This window comes from Microcoleus sp. B9-D4 (genome assembly GCF_036705105.1).
In the GTDB taxonomy this organism is placed as follows: Bacteria; Cyanobacteriota; Cyanobacteriia; order Cyanobacteriales; family Microcoleaceae; genus Microcoleus.
The window spans coordinates 32,031-57,546 of sequence record NZ_JAUBTS010000026.1 but is presented as its reverse complement, the minus strand read 5'-3'; the positions used below and the strand labels follow the sequence as shown (position 1 = coordinate 57,546).

Here is a 25,516-nt window from a genome sequence, read left to right as displayed (position 1 = left end):
TCTAAATTTGTGCTTGTCTGTGGTGAAATCGATCGCCCTAAATACTGCTTAAAAAGCGGATACTTTAAGAACATTCCGCAGTCTAAGGCATAATTAGAGATCTTATATTCTATGATTTGTTTATGATTTCCGAACCCCTTACCCTCTCAACAAGCAATCCTGTTTTAGCAGCCAAAGGATTAACTCGTCGTTTTGGTGGTTTAATTGCTGTAAACAACGTATCTTTTACAGTTGAAAAACACGAAATTTTTGGATTAATCGGCCCTAACGGCGCAGGCAAGACAACTCTATTTAATCTCATGACTGGACTGATACCTGCTTCTAGTGGCAATCTGATTTATCAAAATGAAAATATTTCCCAATTGAAGCCTTATCAAATTGCCAATAAAGGTATAGCCAGAACTTTTCAAAATATCCGGTTATTTGGGGAACTTTCTGCTGTGGAAAATGTGGCGATCGCCCGACACATCCACAGTCGATCGGGCAATCCAGTTTTATCGGTGCTGGCGGGGATTTTCGGCTTGCCAGCATCTAACGCAATGGAACGCAAAACCCAGCGAAAAGCCTTAGAATTGTTGGATTTAGTCGGATTGGGCGATCGCGCGGGCGAACAAGCCAAAAACTTGCCCTACGGCGACCAGAGGCGCTTAGAAATTGCTCGCGCTTTAGCCCTAGAACCGCAAATACTCTTGTTAGATGAACCAGCAGCGGGGATGAATCCCAATGAAAAGCACAAATTAAGCGAATTTATCCGAGAAGTGCGCCAACAATTCAATTTAACTGTAATATTGATCGAGCATCATGTACCGCTAGTTATGGGATTGTGCGATCGCATTGCTGTCTTGCATTTCGGTCAGCTTATTGCTTTGGGAGAACCTGCTGTTGTGAGGAATGACCCGGCGGTAATTGAGGCTTATTTGGGAGATGAAACTTAGAAATTCTAAATGTTCCCCGGCTGGGGCGGGGAAGCGATATCTACAGGGTCGGTCTCGTTTGGCAACAGGAAAAATCGAGGCAGAGCCTCTCGCTATGCGTTCCCAGGCTCTGCCTGGGAGCGATTAACGAGTAAAATTAATAGTTACCCTTAAATGAATCTGCCAGTCCTCTTAAGATGAATTTAACTATGAGTCCGGGGTTTCAACTCCTGGCGGACTGCTATAAAAGAGACAGTTTTGTTATCAACAATCAAGTCACAGAAAATGCACGACAGCCCATCCAAAAACACCCAAAACATCCTCTTAGAACTCAAAAATGTTTCTGTAAATTATGGCGGAATTCAAGCCATCCAAAATATTAATCTCACGATTAATGCAGGCGAGGTTGTCAGTCTCATCGGCGCCAACGGTGCGGGAAAAAGTACCACATTGAGAGCGATTTCTAAAATAGTTAATTTGCGACAAGGACAAATTATTTATAACGGGCGCGACATTAGTCGCCGCCAAGCTCACGAAGTTGTGAAATTGGGAATCGCCCACAGCCCAGAAGGGCGGCGGGTTTTGGCCAAGCAAACGGTGTTGACTAACTTGGAATTGGGTGCCTATATTCGATCGGACTCGGCGGCAGTAAAAGCCGATTTAGAGCGCCAATTTGAGATATTTCCCCGCCTAGCAGAAAGGCGCAGCCAGCTAGCAGGAACCCTCAGCGGCGGGGAACAGCAAATGCTGGCGATCGCCCGCGCGTTGATGTCGCGCCCTAAACTGCTATTATTAGACGAGCCTAGTTTAGGCTTAGCACCCGCGATCGTCAAAGAAATTTTTGCAATCATTCAAAACTTGCGCTCCACGGGGGTTACAATCCTTTTAGTGGAACAAAACGCCAGTTTAGCACTGCAAATTGCCGATCGGGGTTACGTGCTAGAAGCTGGTAATATTACCCTCACAGGTATTGGAACGGATTTGCTAAACGACGAGCGAGTCAGGAGCGCATATTTAGGTTGACTTGGTTAATTTTTGGAATTTTGACCGCTTTCTTTGAAGCCGTCAAAGACGTTTTTGGCAAACACAACCTCAAAAAAAGTGACGAATATGTTGTAGCTTGGTCTCTCTCATTTTTTTCAGTCATCTTTTTGATTCCCTGGGTATTTTATACAGGAATTCCGCCATTAAACTCTCAATTTTGGCTCGCCCTATTAATCGGAGGTAGCATCAACGCTGTCACATCCCTCCTCTACATCAAAGCCATCAAAGTATCAGATTTATCCCTGACACTACCCCTGCTAGCTTTGACACCATTATTTATGTTGGTAACTTCACCATTAATTGTCGGGGAATATCCAAAAATTTTTGATTATATTGGCATTTTACTAATCGTAGCAGGCTCTTATTTATTAAATATAAAAGAGAAATCAAAAGGATATTTAGCCCCATTCAAAGCACTGCTGGATGAACCGGGGCCAAAATTGATGTTAATCGTCGCATTGCTATGGAGTGTTGCCTCAAATTTTGACAAAATAGGAGTGACCAATTCATCTCCTATTTTTTGGTTATTCTCTTTGTTTGGTACAATCAGTGTCTTGCTACTGCCAGTTTTATTGCACAAAACCCCAAATCCAGGGCGAAAAATTCTCAAACAATTGCCAATGCTAGCTGCAATGGGGTCTTTAAATGCTATTGGAGTGCTTTTTCAAATGCAAGCTTTGACATTAACTTTCGTAGTGCAAGTGATCGCGGTTAAGCGTACTAGCGTGTTAATGGGTGTATTGTTCGGTCATTTCATTTTTAAGGAAAAAGATATTCAACAAAGATTATTAGGGGCAGGAATCATGATTTTGGGAGTTTTATTTATCAGTTTATAGTTTGAGATATCCGGGACTTTGACCACGAATTTCAAAGGTGGTACAAGCGCCAGGATTTATCCGTGGAATCAATCCAAAATCGAAAAGCGAAAATCCTCAAGCCCCCGCATTTATCCGTGGGGTAAATCTAAAATCTAAAATCTAAAATCTAAAATCGATTGACGCTCATTCTCCCCCCCGAATGTAGGGGCGGTGCGACCCCTACTCCCCGTGCCCGCCCTCTCTCGGTTGGGCGGGAATGTCCGGGTGGGAAACAAGCCCTAGCCTCTATTTATGTATAAGTCATGTTATAGTAAGGGCGATCGCACTTTCTCTCACTATTTATTAAAATAAAAGAAATTAATGCACAAAATAGCAGCCACACCCGGAGGTTGGAGCCCTCAATCAGAAGGAGTAATTTTTATTCAGCAAACCCCAGCACCAATAGTATTTATTAGTGCTGCTGACACCGACATTCAAACACTCGCAGCTGCCTCATCCAAAATGCCGGCAAAATTTCCCAAAGTGCGCGCAGTAAACCTGCTTCAGTTGCAGCAACAACTAACAATTGACACCTATGCCGAAGAAGTTTTAGAACGCGCAGAGGTAATAATCTTAAGACTGTTAGGAGGGCGTTCTTATTGGTCTTACGGGTTAGAAATTCTGCGGGAAACTGTGCATAAAACTAACGCATCACTGATTGTAATGCCGGGAGAAGACAGTCCAGATCCAGATTTAATCAGCCATTCCAATGTATCGCTATCAGCAGTAAATCAACTTTGGCGCTATTTCACAGAAGGCGGAGTCCAAAACTTTGTTAATGCACTAAAATTTGCCGCCGATACTTGCCTGAAAACTGCTTATAATCCGCCCCTCCCTCAAACAGTTTCCCGCGTCGGAATTTATGATTGGGACGGAGAAGCGGGGGCGTGTTTGGCAACTTTAAAACCAGATTCAGATCCCCCTAAATCCCCCTTAACAAGGGGGACTTTGACAACTTCTTCCTCCCCCCTTAATAATGGGGGCTGGGGGGGAACTCCGGGTTTACCAACCGACACAGATCCCCCTAAATCCCCCTTAAGAAGGGGGACTTTGACAACTTCTTGCCCCCCCCTTATTAAGGGAGGATGGGGGGGATCTCCGGGTTTACGAACCGAAGCTGATCCCCCTAAATCCCCCTTAAGAAGGGGGACTTTGAAAACTTCTTGCTCCCCCCTTACTAAGGGGGGCTGGGGGGAATCTCCGGGTTTACCAACCGACGCTGATCCCCCTAAATCCCCCTTAAGAAGGGGGACTTTGAAAACTTCTTGCCCCCCCCTTATTAAGGGGGGCTGGGGGGGATCTCCGGGTTTGGAAACACGCCCTAAAGGGCACGGGGAGGGCGGGCACGGGGGCACCGCCCCTACTGTCGGAATTTTATTTTATCGCGCTCATTATTTATCGGGAAACTTAGCACCAATTGATGCACTTTGTCAAGCTCTATCTGAGCGAAACTTAGTCCCCGTTCCCGTCTTTGTGTCTTCTCTGCGGGAACCAGATTTGCAAATAGAATTGCTAGAGTATTTTCAACCTAAAGAATCAGAACCAATTCAATTATTGCTCAATACCACAAGTTTTGCCGTCTCAGGTTTCAGCAGTCAAGAACCGGAACAAAACAGCTTAAAATCCTTAGATGTTCCTGTATTGCAAGCAATCTTCAGCGGTGGCGGTTTGGAACAGTGGGAAACGGAACTTCAGGGACTTTCGCCCCGCGATGTGGCGATGAATGTAGCATTGCCAGAAGTAGACGGAAAAATCATTACGAGGGCTGTTTCTTTTAAAGCCGTACAGACTTGGAACAGCGAATTAGAAACAGATGTAGTAGGCTATGTAGCAGCGGGCGATCGCATTTCATTTGTAGCAGATTTAACCGCGAATTGGGTGAAAATGAAACAAACCCCAGCCGCCAACAGACGCATCGCCATAATTCTAGCAAATTACCCCACTCGCAACGCCCGCTTAGCCAACGGCGTCGGCTTAGATACGCCCGCTAGCTGTGTCGAAATCCTCAAAGCTATGCAGCAAGCTGGCTATCAAATTGAAAACATCCCCGCTAGCGGCAACGAGTTAATTGAACTCCTGACTTCGGGCGTGACAAATGACCCGGAAGGACGCGAATTGCGCCCTGTTCATCAATCTTTGGATTTGACAGAATATGAAGAATATTTTGCTACTTTGCCGCAGGAAGTGCAAGATGGGATTTGTAAAAGATGGGGGCTTCCGGGAAGCTATGCACAAGATTTTATAAGTAACAATAGGTCTTTTCCGATTCCGGGAATTCAGTTTGGGAATGTGTTTGTAGGAATTCAACCATCGCGGGGATACGAACTTGACCCCGCGTTAAATTATCACGCCCCAGACTTAGAACCAACTCACAATTATCTAGCTTACTATTATTGGCTGCGAGAAAAGTTGGGAATTGACGCTATAATTCATGCCGGAAAACACGGCAATTTAGAATGGCTGCCCGGTAAAAGTATAGCCTTGTCTAACAAATGTTATCCAGAAGTAGCATTAGGCGCGATGCCGAACTTTTATCCCTTCATTGTCAACGATCCGGGGGAAGGTTCCCAAGCAAAAAGACGATCGCAAGCTGTGATTATCGACCACCTGACACCGCCGATGACTCGCGCCGAGCTCTACGGGCCTTTGCAGCAGTTGGAAACCTTAATTGATGAGTATTGCGAAGCCCAAAGTTTAGATCCATCCCGATTGCCCATGATTCGCGATCGCATTCTCGCCCTCACCAACAAAGAAAACTTAGATAAAGACTTAGGAATACAACTAAATAAATCGGAATTTACAGAATTTATCACCCGCACTGATGGCTATCTTTGCGAACTCAAAGAATCCCAAATCCGCGACGGATTGCACATTTTTGGGCAGTGTCCCGAAGGTAGACAGTTGAGAGATTTGATAATTGCGATCGCCCGCCATCCCACCAACGGGCGATCGGGCATAACCCGCGCCCTAGCAGAAGACTCAGGCTACGATTTCGACCCCTTAACCTGCGATCCAACGTCGATAATTCAGCACCGCACAGCAGGCGATTTAACAGCCGAACTAGAAGAAAAAGCCGCTGAATTAGTAGATAACTTAATCGAAAACATCCGCGTTCATCCGCGTTTATCTGCGGTCAAAAATATCAAAACAGGACAAGCAACTCAACAAGAATTAGATTGGATAAAGAACTATCTTTTACCATCACTCCTCCAAACAAACCAAGAAATTACCAACCTTTTGCGCGGACTAGATGGGCGGCACATACCCAGCGGCGCATCCGGCGCGCCCACTCGCGGCAGACCAGATGTATTGCCCACTGGTCGCAATTTTTACTCAGTAGATATCCGCGCCATTCCCACAGAAACCGCCTGGAGAGTTGGCAGAGTTGCTGCTGAAACTTTAATCGAAAGATACACCCAAGAAAACGGCGAATATCCGAAAACTTTGGGTTTGTCAGTGTGGGGAACATCTACGATGCGGACGGGGGGAGACGACATCGCCGAAGCCTTGGCGCTGATAGGAGTTCAACCAGTTTGGGATGGCCCTTCGCGCCGGGTTGTAGATTTTGAAATCTTGCCAGTTTCTGTTTTGGGGCGGCCGCGCGTTGATGTTACTTTGCGAATTTCTGGCTTTTTCCGCGATGCTTTTTTAAATTTAATTGATTTGTTTGACAGTGCGGTAAAAGCTGTGGCAGATTTAGACGAATCGGCTGAAAATAACCCTTTAGCCGCACAAGTTAAAGCCGAGATTATGTATTGGGAATCTACAGGTTTGAGTCAGGAAGAGGCGCAAGGGCGATCGCAATTTCGAGTGTTTGGCTCAAAACCAGGTGCTTATGGCGCAGGACTTCAAGGCATAATTGAATCTCAAAACTGGACAGACGACAGCGATTTAGCAAAAGCTTACATTAATTGGAGCAGTTACGCCTATACCAGTACCCCCCCAACCCCCCCTTATCAAGGGGGGGCTAAATCTAATTCTTCTCCTTTACAACCAGAGAATACCCCCCCAACCCCCCCTTATCAAGGGGGGGCTCAATCTAATTCCTCTCCTTTACAAGGAGGGGCTAATTCCAACTCTTGTCCCCCCCCTTTACAAGGGGGGGCTAGGGGGGGTGAATGGGGATGTTCTGCACCCGAAGCATTTGAACAACGCCTCGGCCAAATGCAAATAGTTCTGCAAAACCAAGACAACCGCGAACACGACATCTTAGACTCGGATGATTATTATCAATTTCAAGGGGGAATGACGGCCGCAATCCGCAATTTGCAAGGCAAAAATCCTGAAACTTATTTTGGAGATAATTCGATTCCCGAAAATCCAAAAGTGCGACAACTGCGGGAAGAAATTGCGCGGGTTTATCGCAGTAGGGCTGTGAATCCCAAATGGATAGAAGGTGCAATGCGACACGGTTATAAAGGTGCGTTTGAAATTGCAGCAACTGTTGATTTTTTGTTTGCTTACGATGCTACGGCAAATTGTGTAGAGGATTTTATGTATGAAGGAATCGCAGAGGCTTACATTTTTGATGAGAAAGTGCAGGCATTTATTCAAGAAAACAATCCTTGGGCACTGCGAGATATGGCGGAAAGATTGCTAGAAGCTCGTCAGCGGGGGTTGTGGCAGAGTGCGAACCAGGATACATTGGATAAATTGAGGTTGATCGCCCTGCAAGCCGAAGCAGTCATCGAATCCCATACATAAATACTCAAAAGTCACGATCGCGGCTGCCGAGGAATGGCCGCTTGCGGTAATATCTAGTAATGTTTCGCGATCGCTGAAAGCTTTATGATTCGCCGCTACATTGCTAGCATCAGCACCAGCATCCTCAAACGTACCTGCGCCGCAGCCGCTGTATTAGCCGTAACTTTGGGATGTTCGTCAACGAAGCCGCCCAACACCGCAGCGCCATCGGGTTCGATCGAATCCGCCGTCCTAGCGCAGTCCCCAACGTCTCTGTTAGCTCAAAACCGCAACAAAACCAGAAAATCCCTCAGCGTTCCCTCTTGCCCCCAAAACGATGCCTTTACGGAGTCAGTTAACTTTGCCACCCAAGCTTCTAATTTGGCTCAATCAGCCAATTCAAAACAAGACTGGGACGAAGTAGCCGCCCTGTGGGTGCAGGCCGTCGCTTGGATGCAAGCCGTTCCCCCCGGCAGTCCCAGACGGGCGTTTGCTGAGAAAAAAGTAATCGAGTACATGAGAAACCTGGTTTATTCCCAGCAGCAAGCGGGCGCAACCCGATCGCAAGCCAGTACAGTCAGCTTCAGCAGCGATTTACTCAACGAACAACTCGAACTTTACCTATCCTACGTTGCCACAGTCGGCCCACCAGATGTTTTGATTGTCGGCAGTTCCCGCGCATTGCAGGGCGTCGATCCCAAACAGCTAAAACAATCTTTGACCCAAAGGGGCCGTCCGGGCTTAAAAGTATTTAACTTTTCAGTCAACGGCGCAACTGCACAAGTAGTAGACTTTCAACTGCGGCAGCTTTTGAAGCCCGGTCATTTGCCTCAAATGATTATCTGGGCAGACGGCGTGCGGGCATTTAACAGCGGCCGGGACGATCGCACTTTTAATTCGATCGTCGATTCTGAAGGCAGCCAACTTTTAGCCGCAGGCATTCTGCCCCAACTGGAGTTGGATGAACCGAATGTGATTCCGGTGTGTTACAGATTCCCGCAGCCCTGCGCTAACAACACTTTCCGCAAAGCGTTGGCATCTGTCGATCGACCTTTCACGGGCGGGCAAGACGCGCACCCCACAATCAACTTCCTGTCTCGTGGAACGGGCATCTTGCCCGTTGCTGAGAATGCTGCAGGCGGGCAAGATGCCCAACCCCTACTCCCCAAAATCAAATTCCTGTCAAGTGGAACGGGCATCTTGCCCGTTGCTGACACCCAACCCCTACTCCCCCCAATCAAATCCCTCTCTAGTGGAACGGGCATCTTGCCCGTTGCTGAGAATGCTGCAAGATATGAGTTAAAACCGATCGCAGCGAATGCAGCCACCCAAAAAGCACAATTGATTCCAGTCTCGCGACGGACAACAGTAGCCATCAGACAACTCAACCAATTGGCAGATTCGATCGACTCCAACGGATTCATGGCTATGTCGGGCAAGTACAATCCCAACACTTATTATAGAGAACGCGCTTACGTTTCAGGCCAGTACGATCGCGACTACGAAAACTTCAACCTCGGAGGCAAACAAGCAGCAGCCTTTAATTCCGTTGTAGCATTTACCAAAGCTCGCAAAATTCCCCTGATTTTCGTCAATTTGCCCCTCACCGACGACTACTTAGACGGAACTCGCCTGCGGGCAGAACAGCAGTTTCGGCAGCGAATGCAGCAACTCTCGCGGCAAAAAGGCTTCGCTTTCCGCGACTTGTCCCAGCGGTGGCCTGGCCGCAATGACTATTTTGTTGACCCCAGCCACCTCAACCGCTTTGGGGCCAGCGCAGTTTCTAGCCTACTCGCGGCCGATTCCAGCATTATCTGGCCACGGCCCAAATCCAGCCGCAGCGACGGGTAATACGATTTTAGATTTTAGATTTTAGATTTTAGATTCAAGAATTGGGAATGACAAATTTTGATTTTCGATTAAAGTATTGGAAATGACAGATGAGATAAGGGTTTGGAGCTTTAAAAAAATTGGATTACTTTTTGAAATTGCTATAAACCAGAGGGAGAGTCTCCGACGGGAGATGCCCTGTGCCATCGGAATAATATTTTTCCGACTACAGTGCGATCGTCCCGGTCGCGGCAATTCAGTCTAAAATCTAATAATCTAAAATCTCAAATCTCAAATCTAAAATCGATAGGTTGTGCAACTAAAACAAGTAATTATCGCCCACAAAGCCAGAGATACCCTCAGCCAGCGGTGGGCAGAACAGTGTGCCCGCCAATTAGAAAGTCGCGGGTGTCAGGTTTTAATGGGGCCGAGTGGCCCCAAAGATAACCCGTATCCGGTGTTTTTAGCTTCTAGTAACAGCCCAATTGATTTAGCGGTAGTTCTGGGGGGCGACGGTACTGCCCTAGCAGCGGCGCGGAATTTGGCGGCTGACGGCATCCCGATTTTGGCAGCGAATGTGGGGGGACATCTGGGTTTTTTAACCGAGTCTTTTGATGATTTCCAAAATACTGAGGAGATTTGGGACAGACTTTCGGAAGACAGGTATGCTGTGCAGACGCGGATGATGTTGCAGGCAACAGTTTTTGAGGGAAACAGAAGCAATCTCGAACCCCAAAGCGATCGATTTTTGGCACTCAATGAAATGTGTGTCAAACCTGCTTCAGCCGATCGAATGCCGAGCTGTATTCTAGAAATGGAAGTTGACGGCGAAGTAGTCGATCAATATCAAGGCGACGGTTTAATTGTGGCAACTCCCACCGGTTCGACTTGCTACACCGCATCTGCCAACGGGCCGATTATGCACTCGGGAATGGAGGCGATCGCCGTTACTCCGATTTGCCCTTTGAGTTTATCAAGTCGGGCGATCGTCCTGCCGCCCGGTTCAGTCGTCAGCATTTGGCCTTTAGCAGATTACGAACTCAGTACCAAACTCTGGACAGACGGCATTTTGGGTACTGCAATTTGGCCAGGACACCGCGTAGACGTGCGGAGGGCGGACTGCGAAGCCAAGTTTATCATTTTGCGGGAAAACTATTCTTATTTCAACACTTTGAGGGAAAAACTTCACTGGGCAGGAGCCAGAATTCGGTACAGCAACAATCACCGCAATTAATCCGAATCATTCAATAGACATCGCAAGAATTGCCAGTCTTGAACAGGCAGGATGCCTGTTCCACAATAATAATTATTGAAGAGGTATAATATCAACCCGCATTAACCTGTAGGGGCGAGTAGGCGTGAAAAAACCTGTTAAATCACCAACAATAGAACTCTTGCAAAAATACAATGCACCCCACCCCAACCCTCCCCTTAGTAAGGGGAGGGGGCAAGATTATTCTTGTTTCCCCCCTTAATAAGGGGGGACTAAGGGGGGTGAATTTGACGAGAGCAAGATATCTAATCTAGATACAAAAACCGCCATCAGCCAACCCATAATCTCTGTACTTTGTTAAGATCGCTCAATATCTTGACAAACAGCCTGATCTATGCAGATTTTCAAAAAATCAACCCGACCTTTCAACCCTCAAGATACATATCCCTGTCCCGTGTGCCGCACCGGTCAAATTTCCACCATGCCGATGATGGACGCCCTAGCTTGCAACTTCTGCCAGCACATTTATACCGCAAGCGTTGAAAGACAATCGCTCCAAATGGCCGATCGCCAACCACCCGTAACTTGGCACTGGAACGGCAAACAGTGGATAGGAGCCCACCTCGAAGGCGTAGAATTCGGATGGCCCTACTTTGCAGCGGCTATTGGTCTAATTTTCCTTCCCACTACCTTGCTGGGACTTTCAGCTTACTATTTTCCCCCGGTTCCCGGCAGCCGGTTGTCGTGGCTGCCCCTAGCTTGGACAGGCTTAGCTTTTTTGTCCCATTTAGGAATCGTGCTGTGGTTGATAGGTGAATTTTATCAATTCCCGGTAGTAACTTACTTCAGAGCTTGGGGGCGCAGGATAAGCCGGCGCTAACTTAAATGCTGTCTAACAGCCGATCGTCCTCGGACGTTGCACCGACATCGATCCAGGTAAAATTAGAGGCGATCGCAAAATTAAATTCCCAATCAGCACTTAAGCAGCTATAATCGTTAGCTATTCTAAATAGTCAAAAGCAAACGCATTGCGATTTGTGAGGAGAGCGATGAACATACTTGGAATCTCGGCGTATTATCACGACAGCGCCGCAGCCTTAATTCGCGACGGAGAAATTATAGCAGCAGCGCAGGAAGAAAGATTTTCCCGCAAAAAGCATGACGCCAGATTCCCTAAGAATGCGATCGCTTATTGCTTGAAAGAAGCGCAAATAGATTTGCGGGAACTCGATCAAATAGTCTTTTACGACAAACCTTTAGTCAAATTCGAGCGCCTTCTCGAAACCTATTTAGCCTACGCACCCCAAGGTTTTCGCTCTTTCCTAGCCGCCATGCCGATATGGCTCAAAGAAAAGCTTTACCTCAAAACCATGCTCAAAAAAGATCTGGCAGCAATAGCAAACTGCAAAACAAATAAACTGCCATCTCTGCTATTTACCGAACACCACCAATCCCACGCAGCATCGGCATTTTTCCCCAGCCCCTTTGAAAAAGCAGCCGTTTTGTGCCTCGACGGCGTAGGCGAGTGGGCCACAACCTCGGTTTGGTTGGGAGACGGCAACCAACTGACACCTCAGTGGGAAATCGATTTTCCCCACTCCTTGGGTTTGCTTTATTCAGCTTTCACCTATTACACCGGCTTCAAAGTCAACTCTGGTGAATACAAACTCATGGGTTTAGCACCTTATGGCGAACCCAAGTATGTAGACAAGATTCTCAACTATTTAATCGACCTCAAAGATGACGGAACTTTCCGTTTGAACATGGATTATTTCAACTATACTGTTGGCTTAACCATGACAAACAAGAAGTTTGACGAACTGTTTGAAGGGCCGCCACGTCAAGCTGAAGGAAAATTGACTCAGCGAGAAATGGACATTGCCGCTTCCATTCAAGTTGTTACCGAAGAAGTTGTTTTGCGGCTTTGCAGAACAGTTAAAAAAGAATTGGATGTCGATTATCTTTGTCTTGCCGGCGGCGTTGCTCTCAACTGTGTTGCTAACGGCAGACTCTTGCGGGAAGGTATTTTCAAAGATATTTGGATTCAGCCGGCAGCGGGAGATGCTGGCGGTGCTTTGGGCGCGGCTTTGGCGATTTGGTATCAGTATTGCGAACAAACTCGCACTGTGAGCGCGAACTCGACAGCAAATAGTATAGAAGCCCTCAAGACTGAACTTATCACTACAAACTCAGCGGTTGAGGAGAGGACTGAAGTTCTCACAGCCAACCAAGCGGTGGCAACTGTGGCGAAGTCTGTTGCTCATTTAACTTGTCACGATCAAATGCGCGGCTCATATTTGGGCCCAAGGTTTACTGACGCAGAAATTCTCGAATATTTGGATGCTGTCAAAGCTAGCTATCATCGATTGGACGATGCCGAATTAATGCCGCAGTTGGCGGAAATTTTGGAACAGGGAAATGTGGTGGGATGGTTCCAGGGGCGGATGGAATTTGGGCCGCGGGCTCTGGGTGGTCGATCGATCATTGGCGATCCCCGCAGTGCTAAAATGCAGTCCGTGATGAACCTGAAAATTAAATATCGGGAATCTTTTCGACCTTTTGCTCCGTCAATCTTAGCCGAGCGAGTTGCGGATTATTTCGAGATTGACCATTCTAGCCCTTATATGCTATTAGTAGCACCTGTCAAATCCAGTCTCCGCATTCCGATGACTCCCGAACAAGAGCAGTTGTTTGGCATTGAAAAGCTCAACATTCCGCGATCGGAGATTCCGGCTGTAACCCACGTCGATTACTCGGCTCGCATTCAAACGGTTCACAAAGAAACCAATCCTCGCTACTATGACTTAATCAGCCATTTTGAAAAGCGATCGGGCTGTTCTATTGTGGTAAATACTTCTTTCAACGTCCGAGGCGAACCCATTGTTTGCACTCCAGAGGATGCTTACCGCTGTTTCATGCGAACCGAAATGGACTATCTGGTTTTGGAAAATTACTTGCTTCCCAAGTCCGAACAAATTCCTTGGAAACAAGATGATGCTTGGAAAAATGAATTTGAACTAGATTAGTCATGAGTCCTTAGTTATTAGTCATTAGTTATTAGTTATTAGTTGGTACGAATAACTAATAACTAATTACCAATTCCCAATTACCAATTCCCCATTTCTAATGAGCGACGAAATTAAAAAACTCGACAAAAAAGGCTTGCGCGATTTCGGGCTGCTAATTGGCGGCTTGATTGCAGTGCTGTTCGGTTTAGCAGTACCTTTACTGCGGCGGCATTCTCTACCTTGGTGGCCTTGGGCAATCTGCGGAGTGATGGTGCTGCTAGCATTGGTGGCGCCGAAATCGCTTAATCCCGTTTATCACGCGTGGATGCGCTTTGGAATTATTCTTAACAAAATCGAAACGCCGATCGTCCTAGGGATAGTTTTTTACCTGATAGTTTGGCCGATGGGAGTGATCAAAAACATTTTCGGCGAAGATGCCATGCGGCGCAAACTAAATCCGAAAATGGATACTTACCGCGTCCCCAGTAAAGCAAGAACAAAAGTTAGTATGGAGCGTCCTTTTTAAGTGTTTGAAGCAACTTTAGATTTTCTCAAAGATTTGTGGGCGTTTATGAAAGAACGCCAAAAGTATTGGCTGTTGCCGCTCATTGTGACTTTAGTCTTTTTGGGAGCTTTGATTGTATTGAGTCAGGGTTCTGTGATTGCTCCATTTATTTACACGCTGTTTTGAAATAATGAGCAAGTTGAAAAATTTGGGTGTCAATTTGGGTTTGACACTCGGCGGTTTATTGATGGGGGTGGTAATTGGTGAAATTGGATTGCGAGTTGCTAGGATTGAAGGCTATCCAAAAATAGGAGATTTCGTAGACTCGGCGCCAACTCGTTTCCACACTTCCGATCCGAATTTGGGCTGGAAGCTGAAACCGGGTGCGTCGGGGGAGTGGAATGGGGAAGGTGCGAGTTTTGTGCAGGTGAATAGCGAGGGTTTGCGCGATCGTGAACATACCAAAGCAAAACCTCCAAATACTTTGCGCGTTGCGGTTTTGGGCGATTCTTTCACCGAAGCAATTCAGGTACCTATCGAACAAACTTTCTGGTCAAAATTGGAACGAAAGTTAGGCAACTGCGAAGCTGTTAAGGGACGCAAAAATGTTGAGGTAATTAATTTCGGGGTGCAGGGCTACGGTACTGCTCAAGAATTAATTATGCTGCGAAAAAAAGTGTGGGATTACAATCCTGATATTGTAATTCTTGCTTTTTTTATTGGCAATGATGTGATAAATAATTCTCCGAAACTGGAATACGATCGCTACCGACCATTTTTTGCTTATGATGCTAGCGGCAAGTTAGTACCGGATATGTCTTTTCGCAACCTGCCGCCGATCGATCGCAACGAAAGAGCAGTTTCCTTTGTAGACAGGATGCCAAGTTGGCTAGTCAACAATTCGCGCATTTTGCAGGTTATTAAAAAAGTAGACTTAGAAAGGAAAAAGCGCGAGTTATCTGAGGATTTTACCACTTTAAGTACCCAAAACCTCAAGGAACCTCAGAATGCAGCTTGGCAAGAGGCTTGGAGGGTGACAGAGGGTTTGATTGTGATGATGCGGAATGAAGTCGTGCAGAAAAATGCTGATTTCTTGGTTGTGACGATCGGCGATCCGATGCAAGTTACACCGGAAGCCCAGAGGCGAAAAGATTTTATGACAGAGAACAACATTCAGGATTTGTTTTATCCCGAGAGGCGGCTGGAAAAATTGGGCGCGCGCGAGGGTTTTCGGGTACTGAATTTATCCGAACAGATCCAAGGTTACACTGAAAAATATCAAGTCTGCGCCCACGGTTTTGAGAATTCTGTACCCTGTGGAGGTCACTGGAATGAACTCGGACATCGGCTGGCTAGTATCCTGATTAACCGAAATTTGTGCCAACAACTGAAGCAGTCTCAACTCCCCAAAAAACAACCGTAATCAGTCAAATTTCATGAAAGATTCAACTGCGCTGAAAAAAGGCAAAAATATATTAATTATAATCGCGGTTAATTTGGCGATCGCCTTTATTTGTCTGGAAGCTTTGTCGCTAGCTTTTTATTTTATTAACCAAAAGCAGTTTTTTTATACCCGAACTAAAGCCAAAGAAAAAGTAGTAGAAGATATTGAAAGGATCGGCATTAGACTTGATGAATCAATCGTAGAAAGACTGCACCCACTTTTTGGGTATGTACTCAAACAAGGTGCTTTCACCAATGAAAAATTAAAGTTAAAAGTCAACAAACACGGCTTTTTTTCACTATACGAATATCCGTTTATTAAAAGTAATAAAAATCAAGTTATTATCGGAGTTTTTGGCGGTTCAGTTGCGAATAATTTTGCAGTTGATGAATACGTAAATCGCAGATTGTCTAACAAATTGAAGACTTATCCAGAATTTGCAAACAAGGAAATTATTGTTTTAAATTTTGGGAATGGTGGCTACAAACAGCCCCAACAATTATTAGTTTTAAATTACTTTTTGGCGTTGGGTCAAGAGTTAGATTTAGTCATCAATATTGACGGTTTTAATGAAGTAGCACTGTCAAATTTAAACAACAAAGCCCAAGTAGAAATAGGAATGCCCAGCGTTCAGCACATACAGCCTCTGACGGGTTTAGCAAACAATAACTTGTCACCGGAAGTGATGAGCTCGATCGTGCAAATTAACGAAAACAAAAAACAATTGAAAGCAGGTATTGACAAATTGCAAACTTGTCAGATTGCTTTGTGTCACGCTGTCACCTCGCTACAGGTGAAACAATTAGTCAACAATTACCAGCAAGCAGTTGTCAAGTACGATTCGCAAGTAAAACAATCCAACTCCGACACGGCAAATAGCGGTATAGTCTACATTCCCAAAGCTGACTTTGTTTTACAGGATGCCGCTGCTTTTGACAAAATGGCATCGATGTGGTACCAATCGTCGATCGGGATGAATCAAATTTTATCAAGTAGAAAGATTAAGTATTTTCACTTTATCCAGCCCAACCAGTATTATCCCACTCAGCGAGCGTTTACCGCCAAAGAAAACGAAATCGCGATTAACAAAGAGAGTCCCTACATTGAAGGAGTGAAAAAAGGTTATCCGGTGTTGTTGTCCAAAGTCGATGATTTGCAAAAAGCTGGGGTTAATATTTTTAGTGCAGTGAATATTTTAGACAATACCAAAGAAACGGTTTACAAAGATGCCTGCTGCCACTATAATTCAGTCGGAGACGAACTATTGGCAAACTATGTTTCTAGTTCTATTATTAAAGTAGTAAGAGAATCGAAATAGAGGTTTATGAAAGATTTAAAATTTCTCAAAAGAGGGCAAGAATTCCTCAAGATAACTTTGATTAACTTAGCGCTTTTACTGGTTTTCCTCGAAGTCGGTTCCTTGGGATGGTATTTTCTCAAGCACAAGCAATTTTTCTATGCTAGAGAAAAGGTGCAAAACAAGTCGGATTTAGGAATTAATTTAGAAGGAGTGCGGCTGAATCAGTCTATTGTTGAAAGGTTTCATCCTTTTTTTGGATTTATTCAACAACCAGGCCCCGATTTTCGCCCTGGTTTTAAGGTTAACAACTACGGATTTATCTCTCCTTATGATTACCCTTTGAAAAAAACCAAGAAAAATCAATTTATTATCGGAGTTTTTGGCGGTTCTGTGGCTTCTAATTATGCAGTGTTTGAAGTTCAAAACAAAATTTTGCCTCAATACCTCAAGCAGCTTCCGGGTTTTAAAGATAAAGAATTTGTAATTTTGTCTTTTGCTACCGGAGGCTACAAACAACCCCAGCAATTATTAATTCTAAACTATTTTTTGGCTTTAGGGCAAGAACTGGATCTGGTAGTCAATATAGATGGTTTTAATGAAGTAGCACTTTCTAACTTAAACAATAAAAATCAAGTCGATTTGACAATGCCAAGTATTCAGCACATTTTGCCGCTGACTAGCTTGGCGAATAATAGCCTTTCTACAAAAGCGATGAAAGCAACTATCAGAATCCAAGAAAATAAAGCTAGGATTAGTCAGGGTTTGGAACGTTTGCAAAACTGCTCTTTAGCTGCGTGCGATGCTTTGACTTCTGTTTACGTTCAAAATTTAGTTAATAACTATAAAACCGATGTCATTAAGTTTGAACAAGAACGGACTAAACAAAAAAAAGATGACGGCGGCAGCGTTATTTATATCAATACTAATAAGTCAGTTTTACCGGATTCAGCCGCTTTTGAACAAATGGCCCAGAATTGGGTAAAAAGTTCAATTTTTATGCACAAAGTTCTGTCTGCTAGTAATGTGCCTTATTTTCATGTTCTTCAGCCTAATCAATATTATCAGACGAAAAGGGTGTTTGGTGAAGCCGAAAAGCAGATTGCTTTTAATAAGGATACTCCTTATGCTAAAGCTGTGCAAATTGGATATCCGGCTCTTTTCAAGAAGTTTCCTAATTTGGAAAAAAATAATATCAATCTAGTGAATGCTGTCAATGTTTTTGACAAGACTAAAGAGGCAGTTTATGTAGATAGCTGCTGCCACTACAATCAAGCTGGAGAGGTAGTTTTTAGCAATTATGTGGGCAGTTCTATTCTGGAATCTTTGCGGAAAGATGAAAGAAAAAACAAGAAGTGATATTATGTCTGGTTGATTCGTTATTGTACAATTGGCGAACTCGTAGGGGCGGGTTCACCAACAATATATAATGATAACCAACAATATATAAAAACCCGCCCCACTCACTCACCAATAATTCACATCAACCTGATATTTATATTTAATTCCTAAATGTAGGTGATGATTTATCGTTGGGTGGGGGCGGGTTTTTGAGATTGTTTGTTTCCGGCGATGATGGTTGGTGAACCCGCCCCTACGGGTATTATGTCGATGGATTAAAATTACATGGTTTTTAGTTTTGGGTTTTTGGCTGGCTGGGGGAGCGATCGCCCGCTGAGTCGATCGGCATTACCAAGACTTTATCAACTCGGTTCCCGTCCATATCGACTACTTCCACACGCAAACCGTTCCACTCAAAATGCTCGGCTGCTGTGGGAATCTTGCCCAAATTAGTAATCACAAAACCGCCCATTGTGTGGTAACTTCCTTTGTGTTCTGCTGACAATTCTTCGATTCCAAATATCTCAAAAAAATCTTCGACTGCTAGCATTCCGTCTAACAGCCAAGAACCGTCTTCGCGCTGCACGGCTTCCGGTTCGTCAGCATCTTCAATCGAGGGAAAGTCGCCAACGAGTTCGACTAAAATGTCGTTGACTGTAACCAATCCTTGAATGACGCCGTATTCGTCTACTACCAAGGCAATTTGATTGCTAGATTGTTTGAAAAGTTCTAATACTTTTAAACCCCGCGTGCTTTCCGGTACAAATAACGGTCGTCGTAAAGAAGCGCTTAAATCTAGGGGTTGACCAGTTAAAGTCCGAGACAGCATATCAGTAACGTGTACTAAACCGACAACGTTGTCGAGCCCTCCCTGACAAACGGGAAACCGAGAATGACCACTGCCGAGCATTTTTTGGCGGTTTTCTTCCACTGAGTCGTCGAGGTCGAGCCAGGTAAGATCGGGACGCGGGGTCATTAAGGCGCTGACTCGCCGATCGCCCAAACGAAACACTCTTTCCACCATATCTTGTTCGGCTTCTTCAAAGGTTCCGGCTTCGGTGCCTTGCTCGATTAAAACTTTAATTTCCTCTTCTGTAACTTGCGGTTCTGTCGAGGGCGATATCCTCATCAGTCGCATCACTAAGTCAGTGGAATAACTTAACAGATAAACCGCAGGAGCGCCAATTTTTGAGAGCATTCGCATGGGAATTGCTACGCTTGAGGCGATCGGCTCCGGGTTGTTGAGTGCCAGCCGCTTTGGCACGAGTTCACCGATAATTAAGGTCAGATAAGTGATCGTTAAAATTGCTACTACTGAGGCGATCGTCTGAGAATAAGGCGCGAGGGCAGGAATCATGCGTAACAAAGGCTCTACCCTTTTAGCAATTGTCGTTTCTCCGAAAGCGCCCGACAGAATGGCCAGCATCGTAATCCCGATTTGAACTGTCGGTAAGAACTGATTGGGGGCATTAGCCAGATCCAAGGCTACGCGGGCATTGGCTGAACCTTGGTTGGCCATCTGTTGCAGTCTCACCTTCCGTACAGAGATGATGGCCATCTCTGACATCACAAACAAGCCATTGAGGAAAATTAGCAGGAGAACAATCAGAATATCGGTACTTGGGGACATTTCTAAAATTTTCGGTAGTAACGGCAAAGCGCTGTGCCCGGTTAGTCGATTTTAGATTTTAGATTTTAGATTTTAGATTGACGACGCCGCCAGTATCTGGGGGATTTCCCTAATGTCTAAAATTCTTCGATCTTCACAACTTGAGTAGGGGGCTTGTATCCGTCTTTGGGTGCAGTCACAGGAGAGGTCTGGAAGCTGCGAATCTCGATCGCAAAATCGAAATTTTTTCTAAACCTGTCACTAGATTAACGGAACTGGCTCGATCCCGATCGCTGGATCGACACATTAAAGCAGAAATCTATCTCCAGTTAAGTTCCCAGCCGTCAACAGCAGAGCGGCACAATCATGGATGTTTGTCGTACAATCTCCTTAACAGGCAAAGGGAAAGAGCCTTCGCCGATCAGGGATTAAAATTAAAAGCGCATGACTTTCTCTTCAATAATTCGTACCCTGGGGCGATCGCCCCTAGCAACAGAACTTCTCAACAAGCTCAAACGCCATCGCTGCTTGCAACTGTCCGGCATCGCCCGTTTGCCCAAAGGTTTAGTAGCTTCCGCCCTCGCACAACAAGAAGGGCGGAGTTTACTGGTAGTGACAGCAACTCTAGAAGAAGCCGGCCGTTGGGTGGCAGGGCTGGAGGCTATGGGCTGGCAGACTGTGCATTTTTACCCCACTTCGGAGGCTTCGCCCTACGAGCTATCTTACTCCGACGAGAACGAAATGACTTGGGGACAAATGCAGGTGCTGGCGGATTTGGTCGAGAAACGAGAAACAAACGCTAATTCTAAGCCGATCGCGATTGTAGCTACCGAAAGAGCTCTCCAGTCTCACTTGCCGCCGCCTGCTGCTTTTGAACCCTACTGTCTGACGCTGAAGCGAGGTGCGGTTCAAGACTCGAAGATACTTGACCGCCAACTGGTGTCGATGGGGTACGATCGGGTGAATCTGGTAGAAATGGAGGGCCAGTGGAGTCGCCGGGGTGATATTGTCGATGTCTTTCCGGTAGCGGCGGAGTTGCCGGTGCGCCTGGAATGGTTCGGAGATGATTTGGAGCAAATTCGGGAGTTTGACCCGTCTTCCCAGCGATCGCTCGATAAGGTCGATCGGTTGGTGTTAACCCCTACTAATTTTAACACAATTATTAAAGCAGTTTTATCTGAAAAAAAGGTTGACGAAATCAACCACATAGGCTCGGTTGACACAGAAAATGAAGCAGAAAAATTTGTCCGCAGGCTGTTGGGTTTAGCGTTCGAGCAACCTGCATCTTTGTTGGATTATTTGACTGAAAATACTTTAGTTGTTATTGACGAACCACAAGGGTGCGAAGGTCACAGCGACCGCTGGTATGAGAATGCACAGGAACAGTGGAATAATTGCAATCGGGAATCGGCAGTTGCTGGTGAGGAAACAGAAAAATTGCCAATTGCTAATTTGAAAGTTCCGAAAATTCACCGTACTTTTGCTGAATCTATGGCAGATCTCGCAGCTTTCGAGCGGCTAGAACTTTCAGAATTGGCAGAAGATTCTACGGCTAAAAAACTTCAAAGCTCTGCGGAGAGTGACCAGCTACCGTCTGCGATTAATTTGGCTTCTAGGCCTGTGCCGGTGATGCCTCACCAATTTGCGAAGCTGTCTCAAATGCTCAGGGAAGAGCGCGATCGGGGTTTTACCATTTTTCTAGTTTCTGCTCAACCGAGTCGATCGGTTTCTCTGCTGTCGGAACACGACTGTCCGGCTCAGTTTGTGGTGAATCCGCGCGATTTTTTGGCGATCGACAAGTTGCAACTGCAGCACGTTCCGGTTGCTTTGAAGTACAGCGGGCTGGCAGAATTGGAAGGTTTTATTCTGCCGACTTTTCGGATTGTGTTAATTACCGATCGGGAATTTTACGGTCAGCATTCTCTGGCTACTTTTAGCTACGTCCGCAAGCGCCGTCGCGCTGCTTCTAAGCAAGTAGATCCGAATAAATTAAGCCCTGGTGATTATGTGGTTCACCGCCAGCACGGAGTGGGCAAATTTCTCAAGTTGGAACGTTTGACGATCGATCGCGAAACTCGCGAATATTTGGTGCTTCAATACGCTGACGGTACTCTGAGAGTGGCGGCAGATCAATTAGGCGCTTTGTCCAGGTTTCGGACTGTAGGCGATAAAGTACCGGATCTCAACAAGCTGACAGGTCAAACTTGGGAAAAAACTAAAACTAAGGTTCGCAAAGCTGTTAAGAAATTGGCAGTGGATTTGCTGAATCTTTATGCTAAAAGAGCTAAACAAACGGGTTACGCTTTTCCTCCTGATATGCCTTGGCAACAAGAATTAGAGGATTCTTTTCCTTACCAGCCAACGCCGGATCAGTTGAAGGCAACTCAGGATGTCAAACGCGACATGGAGGGCGATCGACCGATGGATCGCTTGGTCTGCGGGGATGTCGGTTTTGGTAAGACAGAAGTGGCTCTGAGAGCGATTTTTAAGGCGGTTACGGCGGGCAAGCAGGTGGCGTTGCTCGCGCCGACGACGATTTTGACCCAACAGCACTATCACACGCTCTCGGAGCGTTTTTCCCCTTATCCGATCGAAGTTGGTTTGCTCAATCGCTTTCGCACTGAAACCGAGCGCCGGGAGATTCACAAGCGTTTGGCGACTGGGGAATTAGATGTGATTGTCGGTACTCAAGCTGTTTTGAGCAAAGCGATTAAATTTCGGGATTTGGGCTTGTTGGTGGTGGATGAAGAACAGCGGTTTGGAGTTAAGCAAAAGGAAGCGATTAAATCTCTCAAAACAGAGGTAGATGTTCTGACTTTGACAGCAACGCCGATTCCCCGGACTTTGTATATGTCGCTGTCGGGGATTCGCGAGATGAGTTTGATTTCGACTCCGCCTCCTTCCAGACGCCCGATTCAGACGCATTTGGCTCCCTATAACCCGGAAGTTGTGCGATCGGCAATTCGTCAAGAATTGGACAGGGGCGGTCAGGTTTTTTACGTGGTGCCACGGATTGAGGGGATTGATGAGTTGGCCGTTCAGTTGCAGGAGATGGTTCCGTCTGCCAGAATTGCGATCGCCCACGGTCAAATGGAGGCTTCGGAACTAGAATCAATCATGCTGACTTTCAGCGCGGCGGAGTTTGATATTTTGGTGTGCACGACGATTATTGAGTCGGGTTTGGATATTCCGCGAGTCAATACTATTTTAATTGAAGACGCGCAGAAGTTTGGTTTGGGTCAGCTTTACCAGTTGCGGGGACGGGTGGGACGCGCGGGGATTCAAGCTCACGCTTGGCTGTTTTATCCGAAGCAGAACCAACTTTCTGATGCTGCAAGGCAGCGGCTGCGGGCAATTCAAGAGTTTGCCCAGTTGGGATCGGGCTATCAGTTGGCTGTCCGAGATATGGAAATTCGCGGTTCGGGTGATGTTTTGGGTACTGAACAATCTGGTCAAATGGAGGCGATCGGTTTTGATTTGTATGCTGAAATGTTAGAGGAGGCTATTCGGGAAATTAAGGGTCAGGAAATTCCGAAAGTGGAGGACGCGCAAATCGACCTCACTTTGACGGCGTTTATTCCAGCCGATTACATCGCAGATTTGGATCAAAAGATGAGCGCTTACCGGTCTGTGGCTTCTGCTAATACCCCTGAAGAATTACAGCAGATTCAGGCTGATTGGTGCGATCGTTATGGGCCAATTCCTCTGCCAGCCCAGCAACTTATCCGTGTGGTCGAACTCAAACAAATTGCTAAAAAAATCGGTTTTTCTCGGATCAAACCGGAGAATAAGCAGAACATAGTTTTGGAAACTGCGATGGAAGAGCCTGCTTGGAATTTGCTCAAGGCTAATTTGCCGGAACATTTGCGCTCTCGTTTTGTCTACAGCAAGGGGAAGGTTACTATTCGAGGTATGGCGGTTTTGACGGCCCAAAAGCAATTGGATAATTTGATTGATTGGCTGGGTAAAATGCAGGGCGCTTTGCCGGAAGCAAATGTTTGATTTTAATATATAATCCCCAAATCTCGCGCACCGCCGAAACCACAGAATAATACCGATGGAACCATAAAAAATATTACTGCTGTTTTCATGATGGTTTTAGCGACAGAAAGGATTAAAATCGTGAAAAAGTTAGTGAGTATTTTTTTGGCGATCGCGCTAATGCAAGGAGTCCCAATGGCGGTTCAATCTCAACAAATAATTGACCCGATCGATCGGGTTGTGAGTGCTGGATTGATGAATAAAGATGCCAGTGGCAATTTTAATGCTGATGGCCTTGTCAGTCGCGCCGATTTGGCGGTGATTTTAGTGAAAACTTTTGGTTTGGAACGCCGGAAAACAGCTCAGAAACCGGATAGGGAAGTGCCGGACGTACCGAAGAGTTACTGGGCTTACAGTGCGATTCAAACTGCTTTGAAAACGGGAACGATGAGTGGATATCGCGACGGAATGTTTTTCCCAAATCAAAGGGTGACTCGCGCTGAAGCTTTGGCGATTTTTGCTCAAGCTTACGGGGTTTTTCAGTTTCCAGATCCCAGCATTTCCGAGATTTTAGCTAAGTATCCCGATGCAGGCGAAATTCCTAATTGGGCTAGAAAATCTATAGCTACTGCACTTTATGAAGGGTTCGTTAATGTTGATGTCGCAACTAATAAAATTAATCCTTTGAAACCGATGACTCGTGGAGATATCGCTTACGCTTTGAGCAAGTATTTGGAGCGACAAGTAAGGCCCACTTCTTTGCCTGTCCCCGACGAGGAGCCTCCCGATCGCGGCATGGGAAGGTGATAGTGTTTAGTTGTGATATCAAATCCCGTAGCATCCGAATTATTCCTCTCTGTATTCTCTCCCTCTGCGTTCTCTGCGCCCTCTGCGGTTAAATAATCCCGATACAACCGGAAACGATATGAGTTAAAAAGTCGATCGCCCGCAATTCAAACACCATGCAAAATCCCGGAGATTTGGTGACTGTAAAAGCAGCCATCAAACCCCCAGGATTTAAGTTTTTCCTCTTAAACGAGGCTCAAATTATCCCCAGTGAGCTTTAACTCAATCAGCAGTAGCCAATTCGGTACTGGCACCACCGCGCTTCCGTGTCAGGGTATTGAAAAGCATCTGACCGACTGCTTTAATCAAATTGCCCTCTAACTCCATGAACATCTTCATGTTCATGCCAAAAGCTGCATTAGCTTCGTCAACAATTCGCTCTGCTGTTGCTTCGTCAATCGGCAGTTCATTCATTGCCTGACGGTAGTTAGCCTTGAATTCTTTTTCATCAGGAATATCCTGGAATTCATAGAAAGCAGTGCCTTCTCCGTCGGAAAGATTCATCCCGCGCTGGGCAATTCCCTTGAGGATTTGTCCGCCGGATAAATCGCCAAGGTAGCGAGTGTAAGAGTGAGCTACTAACAGTTCTGGTGCGGTCGCCGAAATCTCTCGAATGCGCTGCACATAAGCTTTAGCTGCGGCTGAGGGGGCTACTTGTTCGCGCCAATTCGCACCGTAGTAGTAAAATAAATCTTGCTCTAAGCTGTGTTTGCGATTCAACTCAGAAAAGTAAATTTTTGAAACAACCGGATGCTGTTTTTGGCGTTCCATTTCCTCTTCCATTGCCGAGTAGACAAAGTAGAGGTTTCCTACTAACTTCCGGTAAGAAGTTTTTTCTACAACGCCTTTTAAAAAACACTTGACAAAACCGACGTTTTCTGCCATTGTGTGGGACTTTTTGGTTCCCTCACGCAATTTGGTCGCTAAATTGATGCTCATAAAAA

The 25,516-nt window shown here is 45.8% G+C and carries 17 protein-coding genes; 15 read left to right on the top strand and 2 right to left on the bottom strand.

The window, feature by feature from the left end; translation table 11 throughout:
- Window positions 1-122 precede the first annotated feature (122 nt).
- The 13 genes from QUB24_RS17175 to QUB24_RS17115 all read left to right on the top strand — a co-directional run bounded on the left by QUB24_RS17175 (window position 123) and on the right by QUB24_RS17115 (window position 18,154).
- Window positions 123-935, top strand: a complete 813-nt coding sequence (locus QUB24_RS17175) for an ABC transporter ATP-binding protein (protein ID WP_333154427.1) — start codon at window positions 123-125, stop codon at window positions 933-935.
- Between the two features lie 264 nt (window positions 936-1,199).
- On the top strand, window positions 1,200-1,937 hold the full coding sequence (locus QUB24_RS17170; protein WP_333154426.1) for an ABC transporter ATP-binding protein: 738 nt from the start codon (window positions 1,200-1,202) through the stop codon (window positions 1,935-1,937).
- Window positions 1,934-2,794 (top strand): EamA family transporter, encoded by an 861-nt coding sequence (locus QUB24_RS17165; RefSeq protein WP_333154425.1) that lies wholly within the window; start codon window positions 1,934-1,936, stop codon window positions 2,792-2,794. The genes QUB24_RS17170 and QUB24_RS17165 overlap by 4 nt, the downstream gene beginning before the upstream one ends.
- Window positions 2,795-3,136: 342 nt before the next feature.
- The gene (gene cobN / locus QUB24_RS17160) at window positions 3,137-7,519 is read left to right on the top strand and encodes a cobaltochelatase subunit CobN (protein ID WP_333154424.1); all 4,383 of its coding nucleotides are present in this window, start codon (window positions 3,137-3,139) and stop codon (window positions 7,517-7,519) included.
- An 84-nt stretch (window positions 7,520-7,603) separates the two neighbouring features.
- The gene (locus QUB24_RS17155; protein ID WP_333154423.1) at window positions 7,604-9,349 is read left to right on the top strand and encodes a hypothetical protein; all 1,746 of its coding nucleotides are present in this window, start codon (window positions 7,604-7,606) and stop codon (window positions 9,347-9,349) included.
- Window positions 9,350-9,641: 292 nt separating this feature from the next.
- Entirely contained in the window at window positions 9,642-10,562 is a 921-nt protein-coding gene (locus QUB24_RS17150; protein WP_333154422.1) for an NAD(+) kinase, read from the top strand.
- Between the two features lie 373 nt (window positions 10,563-10,935).
- Window positions 10,936-11,421, top strand: a complete 486-nt coding sequence (locus QUB24_RS17145; protein ID WP_333154421.1) for a hypothetical protein — start codon at window positions 10,936-10,938, stop codon at window positions 11,419-11,421.
- 169 nt (window positions 11,422-11,590) lie between these two features.
- Complete coding sequence (locus QUB24_RS17140) at window positions 11,591-13,567, top strand: carbamoyltransferase (protein ID WP_333154420.1); 1,977 nt, start codon at window positions 11,591-11,593, stop codon at window positions 13,565-13,567.
- A 100-nt stretch (window positions 13,568-13,667) separates the two neighbouring features.
- A complete protein-coding gene (locus QUB24_RS17135; protein WP_333154419.1) occupies window positions 13,668-14,075 on the top strand; it encodes an SxtJ family membrane protein in 408 nt (135 codons plus the stop codon).
- Window positions 14,076-14,240 (top strand): DUF5989 family protein, encoded by a 165-nt coding sequence (locus tag QUB24_RS17130; RefSeq protein WP_190657062.1) that lies wholly within the window; start codon window positions 14,076-14,078, stop codon window positions 14,238-14,240.
- A gap of 4 nt (window positions 14,241-14,244) precedes the next feature.
- On the top strand, window positions 14,245-15,477 hold the full coding sequence (locus QUB24_RS17125) for an SGNH/GDSL hydrolase family protein (protein WP_333154418.1): 1,233 nt from the start codon (window positions 14,245-14,247) through the stop codon (window positions 15,475-15,477).
- Between the two features lie 13 nt (window positions 15,478-15,490).
- Window positions 15,491-16,816 carry a hypothetical protein gene (locus QUB24_RS17120; protein ID WP_333154417.1) on the top strand — a complete coding sequence of 442 codons (1,326 nt, stop codon included), beginning with the start codon at window positions 15,491-15,493 and terminating at the stop codon, window positions 16,814-16,816.
- Between the two features lie 6 nt (window positions 16,817-16,822).
- Entirely contained in the window at window positions 16,823-18,154 is a 1,332-nt protein-coding gene (locus tag QUB24_RS17115) for a hypothetical protein (RefSeq protein ID WP_333154416.1), read from the top strand.
- Between the two features lie 274 nt (window positions 18,155-18,428).
- Here QUB24_RS17115 and QUB24_RS17110 read toward each other — a convergent pair whose 3' ends face one another.
- Window positions 18,429-19,766, bottom strand: coding sequence for a hemolysin family protein (locus tag QUB24_RS17110; protein ID WP_333154415.1), 1,338 nt, complete (start codon window positions 19,764-19,766; stop codon window positions 18,429-18,431).
- A gap of 423 nt (window positions 19,767-20,189) precedes the next feature.
- On the opposite strand from QUB24_RS17110, the gene mfd reads away from it, so the two are divergent.
- Window positions 20,190-23,747 carry a transcription-repair coupling factor gene (gene mfd / locus QUB24_RS17105; protein ID WP_333154414.1) on the top strand — a complete coding sequence of 1,186 codons (3,558 nt, stop codon included), beginning with the start codon at window positions 20,190-20,192 and terminating at the stop codon, window positions 23,745-23,747.
- 120 nt (window positions 23,748-23,867) lie between these two features.
- Window positions 23,868-24,533, top strand: a complete 666-nt coding sequence (locus QUB24_RS17100) for an S-layer homology domain-containing protein (RefSeq protein WP_333154413.1) — start codon at window positions 23,868-23,870, stop codon at window positions 24,531-24,533.
- Between the two features lie 261 nt (window positions 24,534-24,794).
- On the opposite strand, the gene QUB24_RS17095 is transcribed toward QUB24_RS17100, so the two are convergent.
- Entirely contained in the window at window positions 24,795-25,511 is a 717-nt protein-coding gene (locus QUB24_RS17095) for a heme oxygenase (biliverdin-producing) (RefSeq protein WP_333154412.1), read from the bottom strand.
- Window positions 25,512-25,516: the final 5 nt, after the last annotated feature.

Bases quoted from the DNA above. Each gene is read 5' to 3' on its own strand.
- QUB24_RS17175 (WP_333154427.1), top strand. From the start codon at position 123: ATGATTTCCGAACCCCTTACCCTCTCAACAAGCAATCCTGTTTTAGCA.
- QUB24_RS17170 (WP_333154426.1), top strand. From the start codon at position 1,200: ATGCACGACAGCCCATCCAAAAACACCCAAAACATCCTCTTAGAACTC.
- cobN (WP_333154424.1), top strand. From the start codon at position 3,137: ATGCACAAAATAGCAGCCACACCCGGAGGTTGGAGCCCTCAATCAGAA.
- QUB24_RS17155 (WP_333154423.1), top strand. From the start codon at position 7,604: ATGATTCGCCGCTACATTGCTAGCATCAGCACCAGCATCCTCAAACGT.
- QUB24_RS17145 (WP_333154421.1), top strand. From the start codon at position 10,936: ATGCAGATTTTCAAAAAATCAACCCGACCTTTCAACCCTCAAGATACA.
- QUB24_RS17140 (WP_333154420.1), top strand. From the start codon at position 11,591: ATGAACATACTTGGAATCTCGGCGTATTATCACGACAGCGCCGCAGCC.
- QUB24_RS17135 (WP_333154419.1), top strand. From the start codon at position 13,668: ATGAGCGACGAAATTAAAAAACTCGACAAAAAAGGCTTGCGCGATTTC.
- QUB24_RS17125 (WP_333154418.1), top strand. From the start codon at position 14,245: ATGAGCAAGTTGAAAAATTTGGGTGTCAATTTGGGTTTGACACTCGGC.
- QUB24_RS17120 (WP_333154417.1), top strand. From the start codon at position 15,491: ATGAAAGATTCAACTGCGCTGAAAAAAGGCAAAAATATATTAATTATA.
- QUB24_RS17115 (WP_333154416.1), top strand. From the start codon at position 16,823: ATGAAAGATTTAAAATTTCTCAAAAGAGGGCAAGAATTCCTCAAGATA.
- QUB24_RS17110 (WP_333154415.1), bottom strand. From the start codon at position 19,766: ATGTCCCCAAGTACCGATATTCTGATTGTTCTCCTGCTAATTTTCCTC.
- mfd (WP_333154414.1), top strand. From the start codon at position 20,190: ATGACTTTCTCTTCAATAATTCGTACCCTGGGGCGATCGCCCCTAGCA.
- QUB24_RS17095 (WP_333154412.1), bottom strand. From the start codon at position 25,511: ATGAGCATCAATTTAGCGACCAAATTGCGTGAGGGAACCAAAAAGTCC.